This is a genomic window from Roseinatronobacter domitianus (assembly GCF_023336755.1).
GTDB lineage: Bacteria > Pseudomonadota > Alphaproteobacteria > Rhodobacterales > Rhodobacteraceae > Roseinatronobacter > Roseinatronobacter domitianus.
Genome location: NZ_JALZWP010000037.1, coordinates 1 through 6,108, shown reverse-complemented (window position 1 = coordinate 6,108; position 6,108 = coordinate 1). Strand labels below are relative to the sequence as shown.

4 protein-coding genes are annotated in these 6,108 nt (G+C 59.6%); 2 read left to right on the top strand and 2 right to left on the bottom strand.

Annotated elements, in window-relative coordinates; translation table 11 throughout:
• Positions 1 to 514 precede the first annotated feature (514 nt).
• The gene (locus tag M3N55_RS16445) at positions 515 to 895 is read left to right on the top strand and encodes a hypothetical protein (RefSeq protein WP_249060952.1); all 381 of its coding nucleotides are present in this window, start codon (positions 515 to 517) and stop codon (positions 893 to 895) included.
• Here the strand turns inward: M3N55_RS16445 and M3N55_RS16440 are convergent.
• Both M3N55_RS16440 and M3N55_RS16435 read right to left on the bottom strand, forming a co-directional pair.
• Positions 853 to 2,064, bottom strand: coding sequence for an AAA family ATPase (locus M3N55_RS16440; protein ID WP_249060951.1), 1,212 nt, complete (start codon positions 2,062 to 2,064; stop codon positions 853 to 855). The two genes, M3N55_RS16445 and M3N55_RS16440, sit on opposite strands and share 43 nt — an antisense overlap.
• An 829-nt stretch (positions 2,065 to 2,893) precedes the next feature.
• Entirely contained in the window at positions 2,894 to 4,387 is a 1,494-nt protein-coding gene (locus M3N55_RS16435; protein ID WP_249060950.1) for an alpha/beta fold hydrolase, read from the bottom strand.
• Between the two features lie 193 nt (positions 4,388 to 4,580).
• Here M3N55_RS16435 and tig point away from each other — a divergent pair, with 193 nt between their 5' ends.
• Entirely contained in the window at positions 4,581 to 5,921 is a 1,341-nt protein-coding gene (gene tig / locus M3N55_RS16430; protein ID WP_249060949.1) for a trigger factor, read from the top strand.
• Positions 5,922 to 6,108: the final 187 nt, after the last annotated feature.

Sequence of the window (6,108 nt, the reverse complement as noted above, 5' to 3'; positions counted from 1 at the left end):
CAACGCCCACTTCCGAATAATCCTCAAAAATCCCATGTCTATCACTCCTGACGCCCCCGACTGCTTTGCGCAGGGGCAAGGTTGCACATGGGTCAATTCTCAATGACAATTTCTGCTGTTGCCGGGTCAGTTCTCAGTGACAATCAACACTCCACGCCCTTTAGGCATGCCAGGGAAGAGGTCTCGATTCGGAGGATGTGTTCATCGACATCCAAGGCCCGGCCCGGCCACTGAGGAATCCGACTGATCGTTCCGTATCGGTTCGGTGCCCTCGCTTGTCCCCTCCGTGGGTGACCGTTCAGGGATGGAGGCCGATTAACGCTAGAAGCGTTCTTAGGTCCGGCTCCACACTCGCAGCCCGAAGAACGTGTTCGAGGCCGATTTCCGTCTGAAGTTCGCTGGCTGACATGTTCTTGTGGTACCCTGGCCAAAGGGTCCTGAGAGCGCCCAGCGATGCGCCAGGCGGTGGTTCACGGCGTTCGTGTCCTTCGAAATGGCGTAGTAGGAACCCCTCATGATCTGGGCGCTGCCAGATAGACACGAACCCTTTTCGTGCCAGGATCGCGTGCACCGCTTGTCCGCCGTCTCGCATGTCAGCCAGCCTGTCTGTATCGAACATCACAGCCTGACCGGCGAAGGGTCCGCCTTTCTTCATTTCTCGGTCGAATGCATGCGCGGCCTTCTGGGCAAGCTTAAGCGGATCGCCCGCAGGCTGAAGGTTGACCGGGACAACGTGAACGTGAACGTTTTTCGCATCAGCAAGCCGCTGGAGGAACGCGCCATAGCCCTGTTCGCTTTCCCCCTCGCAGCCCAGAAAGATCCGGGCGCGCCGCTCGATGGTTCGCCGCCTCCTCATCCGATGCTCGGGACCCCTCCGTATACCCCGCCGACATAGTTCTGCAGAAAGTTTTCGTCGCGCCGGATCCCCTTAATGTCGCCTAGCCGGTATATCTGGGACGCCCCATCCGTTCCCTTCTCACAGATCAGCACCTCCTCCTTGAGAAGCCCGTCCAGAAGGGAGACCGCGTGACTGCTCATCCAGAGCTGAGCCCCATACGGATTTCGATCCGGGTCCGAGAACCACCGCAGGATTTCAGGGAGGACCGACGGGTGGATCGCCACGTCTAGCTCGTCGATAGCGGCGACCCCGCCGAGGGCTAGCGCACGATATATGGTCGGGTAGATCCGAACGAACTGTTGGGTCCCGTGGCTCTCAAACGGCATCCGGATCGGCCGATCGAGGCCGGCATGGGAGAAGCTGGCCACGGGAGCGCCGTTCTCGGCGAGGATCTGGATCTGATCGACCCCCAGATCAATCCTGCGGATGTCTCGGTTGAGCGCACTGAGCAGTTCCGGGCTTCGGGCGTATCCAGTCAACAGATCCAGGTCGTTCTGCTCGAACCGGGTCAGCAGGATATTTGTGTCGATCGCATTCGCGCTCTGCATGAAACGCAGCGCCAGCTGGTTGTTCAGCTGCCCGAGCGTCGAGATCACGCTCGCATCCGGACGTAGGATGCTCTCCAGAACGGAAAGCTCCCGACCGAGACCGACCCAGGAGGCCGCTTTCACGTGGCCCGCAGCGTTCCGATCGAACACCCGGATCATGCGTGCAGCATCCCTAGGCCTATAATGGAGGCTCTCGCTGATCACCGCATCGCCCTCGCCGGACCGGGGGGACAGTTCTACGGTATATACATACGGGCAGGTGGTGGTCGCCCCCTCCTTGAGCGGCTCTTCGAGGCCCGCGAAGGTGATAGAAAGGCGCGTCGGCGCGGCCTCCTGCTCCGCAGTCAGGAACTTCTGATAGGGGAGAAGGGTCCGCGCCTTATGCTCGAAGCTGTACTGGACGAACCAGCTTAGAAAGGCGATCGTCCGGAGGACGTTGGACTTCCCGGAAGCGTTTGCGCCGTAGATCGCGATGACCCTGGGCGCCCGATCTTCCGATCCTGTGTGGAGTGGTACCAGTCGCCCCGGTTCGTCGGGTACCTTCCGTCCGACGGTCAGGTCGATCACCTGCCGGTCCCGCACAGAGTAGAAGTTCTCGATTTCCAGTCTGTAGATCATCCTGATCCTCCAAGCGTCGATATAACTACATGAAGAGTGGTTTTCAACGAGAAATCCGCAAAGTAGGGCTTATGAGAGGTAAGTGATGGCTTAGTGTTTTGTTCTTCCATGCGAGCCCATGGGCTGCCGCTTCCGATAAAGGAGGGGCGTGAAGCCGACCAAAAACGGTCGTTCTTGAACGGACCGCCCTGCTTTACCAGATTTCGACAGGGTGACTGGGACAAAACCCCATGACGAAACAGTTTCGGTTTTGGAAAGGTATTGTCCATGATCCTAGGATAGGCGCGGGTCTGGACCCGGGACCCGAACCTTGACGGCCTCGACTCTCTCACCACCGTCGGCGCTGAGCGGCTCTTCGAAGACACGATCACGGGAACCGCCCGGAACCGGCCCGAGCTAGACCGGGTTCTCTTGGAACTCAGGTCTGGGGATGGTGTGCAGGGGAGGCTCGGTCTTCAGGCGCTCCTAACCGCTCAACATAGCCCCCTGCCGAAACCGTACATCCGGGTTAACGCTCAGATCAAATCGGAAAGTTCTGTTCCGCGCGGTGTGACGGGGCAGGGTAGCCTCTGGCGAACAGTACCGCCGATGGGGGACATTCCGCGTTTCGCACATTCACGGTTCGTTTCCGTTATGTTCTGAGAAATCTATGATTTAACACACTGAGTTTAAATATAATTCGTTCGATTTAGGTTCTGGCGCCGCAAGGCGTGGGGGTTCAAGTCCCTCCATCCGCACCAAAGCAAGAGTGGCCGCCAGAGACAGCGCCGCATGTGACCTGCACTGCTCAATTCGCGGTTGCCGGACACGTTTTCTTTCCCAGACCGGATCAGAACGTTGCTTGGAACATCGGAAAACTGACGCCGATTGACCAGGCCAACACAAGCCCCAGGCCGATGCCGCCCGCCGCAGGCAGGCCCGTGCGCCGTCCGACCCATCCGCCCATCGTGCCGAATAACAGAAAGAACAGCACGATCACCGGCAAGATGATGACAAGGAAGAACAGCCCTTCGAAGTCGAGCGCCACGGCCAGCGCCAGCGAGCCGAGAAACGCCAATCGCAGCACAAGCCCGCGCCAAAGCGGTGCACGCCCACCCGCGCTGAGGATCGCGTCACCCAACAGAAAGGGCACCGCACCCAAGGCCAGCCCGGCAATCACCGGCACGCGCCCGGCATGTGGCACGAAAGACGCCACATAGCGGTCCAGAACACCGCCGAATACCGCGATGCCGAATATTGCGACAGCCCCTGCGATCCAGAAAGCGCGCGCCGGAAACTGGCCGCGCAACAGACCGAGTCGCCAGCAAAAAAGCAAGCTGAGCACACCGTAAACAGCCAGATGCACCGCTAGGTAATCCGCGACCAAGACCGGCAGAAAACGCAGCTCGAAAGGGGCCAGGGCCAGCGGTGTGATAATGGCCGGAACCAGCGCGGCCAGCCAGAAACCGCGCCTGCCAGGCTGTGGGCAGGGCGCATCCGAACGTGGCAGGCTGCGCGCCAATGGCCAGCCCAGCGCCACGGTCGACAGCAGCAGAAGTGCTATCCACCCCCCGCGCAACGGCACAGGCTCGGCACTGCTGCGTCCGAAAACGGCATCCAGCCAGTCGCGCGCTTCTGACAGGGCGGTCTGAGAGTAAAGCACGCCAACATGTTCGACCATCGGCGCGGTCACAGCTCGGCGCCCGGTGCTTTTTGCCGGGTCGCCTGTCGTTTGGCCCAATTCGGCATCTGGATCCGTCAGCTTCAGAACGCGCAGCGACTCTTGGGTAAGCTGCGTCTCCCAAGCGCCGGAAATGGCGAGAAGGTTGACCGGCTCCATCGCGGTCACGGCCTGACTGAACATCGACACCGCAACGACCGCATCTCCCGGCGGCTCGGACAAAGCCTGCCGGATCACGATATCGGACGCCATAGAATGCCCCAGATAGGCCAAACGCCCATCGGCGCGCGGATGGGCAAGCGCCGCACGGGCAACGCGCCCGGTTTCTTCCATCAACAGCCGTGTGGTGCCGTCGATGGATGTCACATCCCCGGACATCGGGACCGGGTTACGCCCATGACCTTCGAAATCGAAACTGACGACAACATAACCCGCTTGCGCCAATGTCAGGGCGAATGGCTCCATCAATTGGCGCGACCCGGCAAACCCATGGGCAATTACGACCACGGGCGCAGCCTCGGCGCCATCGCGCAGATACAGGCTGGCGGGCGTCGTGCCGGTTCCGTCCAACGGGCTTATGGTCAGACCCATGCGATCCTGTTCCAACTGCCATATGGACAGGGCAATCAGGATTAGGGCAATACCGGCAAAAAGACTACGCATGGGTCACGCTTCCTTGACTTGGCCAGTTGCAAGATTGAGCGCAGCAATCCCGAAAGAAAAGGGCCGAATGCGCGCCGTGGCACTATAGACCATGACCATAAACAGGCTTGATCCTGCGCCAAGCGCCCCTTAGTAAGGCGCAAATTTCCTCAGGCCGCCCCTTCGGCGGCCTGTCATTCATGTGAGGACGCCCATGCAAGTCACCGAAACGCTCAACGAAGGCCTGAAGCGCGGCTACACCCTTACCGTTACGGCGGATGAACTGGCCGCGAAGGTCGATGAAAAGTTGGTCGAAGCCCAGCCGGACATCGAGATGAAGGGCTTTCGCAAGGGGAAGGTGCCGATGGCGCTGCTGAAAAAGCAGTTCGGCCAACGCCTGCTGGGCGAAGCCATGCAAGACGCCGTCGACGGCGCAATGGAGCAGCATTTCAAAGATAGCGGCGACCGCCCGGCCATGCAGCCTGAAGTCAAGATGACCAATGATGAGTGGAAAGAGGGCGATGATGTCGTCGTCTCGCTAAGCTACGAAGCACTGCCCGCAATTGAACTGCCCGCGCTGGATGGCGTGTCGCTGGAGAAACTTGTCGTCAAGGCAGAGGATTCGGCGGTGCAGGAAGCGCTGGAGAATCTGGCCAAGTCCGCGCAGAACTTCGAAGAAAAAGACGGCACAGCCGAGGATGGCGACCAGGTCACGATGGATTTTGTCGGAAGCATTGACGGCGAACCCTTCGAGGGCGGCGCCGCAGAAGACTTCCCACTGGTGCTGGGCTCTGGCCAGTTCATCCCCGGCTTCGAAGAGCAGCTTGTGGGCGTGAAAGCCGGCGACACCAAGGACGCGACAGTCAGCTTCCCCGGTGACTACGGCGCAGAGCATCTCGCCGGGAAAGAGGCCGTTTTCGCCTGCACGATCAAAGCCGTGAAAGCCCCTGCCGAGGCGACAATCGACGACGATCTGGCCAAGCAGTTCGGCGCTGAAGATCTTGCCGCACTTAAATCGCAGATCGCCGAGCGGTTGGAAGCCGAATACGGTCAGGCGTCCCGCGCCGTTCTGAAGCGCAGCCTGCTGGACGCGCTGGACGAGGCCGTTACTTTCGACCTGCCGCCATCGTTGGTGGATGCCGAAAGCAAGCAGATTGCACACCAGCTTTGGCATGACGCGAACAAGGAAAACACCGCAGAGACCGACCATTCGCATGGCGAAATTGAACGCAGCGAAGAAAGCGACAAGCTGGCAGTGCGCCGCGTGAAGCTGGGTCTGCTGCTGGCAGAAGTCGGTCAGAAAGCAGAAATCGAAGTCAGCGATCAGGAAATGACCCAAGCGGTCATCGCGCAGGCGCGTCAATATCCGGGGCAAGAGCGCGCGTTCTTCGAGTTCATCCAGAAGAACCAGCAGATGCAACAGCAACTGCGCGCGCCGATCTTTGAGGATAAGGTTGTTGACCACATCCTTGAAAAAGTCACGGTGACGGAGAAGGAAATCAGCAAAGAGGACCTGCAAAAGGCCGTTGAAACGCTGGAAGATGACGCTGAATAAGCCGCTCAGTTTCAATGTATGACATGTCAAAAGCCCTCACCATCGGTGGGGGCTTTTGCGGGGAGTGTCATGAACTTTGTGTATCTGGTCTGGCCCATGCGGGTTTCAGATACGGTTACGCATTGAAGCGATCCTCGAACATTATGGCGAAATGGTTGCGGGCGGCAAACCATTCCCGGACATTTCG

Coding starts and splice junctions, on each gene's coding strand:
- M3N55_RS16435 (WP_249060950.1), bottom strand. CDS start 4,387: ATGCGTAGTCTTTTTGCCGGTATTGCCCTAATCCTGATTGCCCTGTCC.
- tig (WP_249060949.1), top strand. CDS start 4,581: ATGCAAGTCACCGAAACGCTCAACGAAGGCCTGAAGCGCGGCTACACC.
- M3N55_RS16445 (WP_249060952.1), top strand. CDS start 515: ATGATCTGGGCGCTGCCAGATAGACACGAACCCTTTTCGTGCCAGGAT.
- M3N55_RS16440 (WP_249060951.1), bottom strand. CDS start 2,064: ATGATCTACAGACTGGAAATCGAGAACTTCTACTCTGTGCGGGACCGG.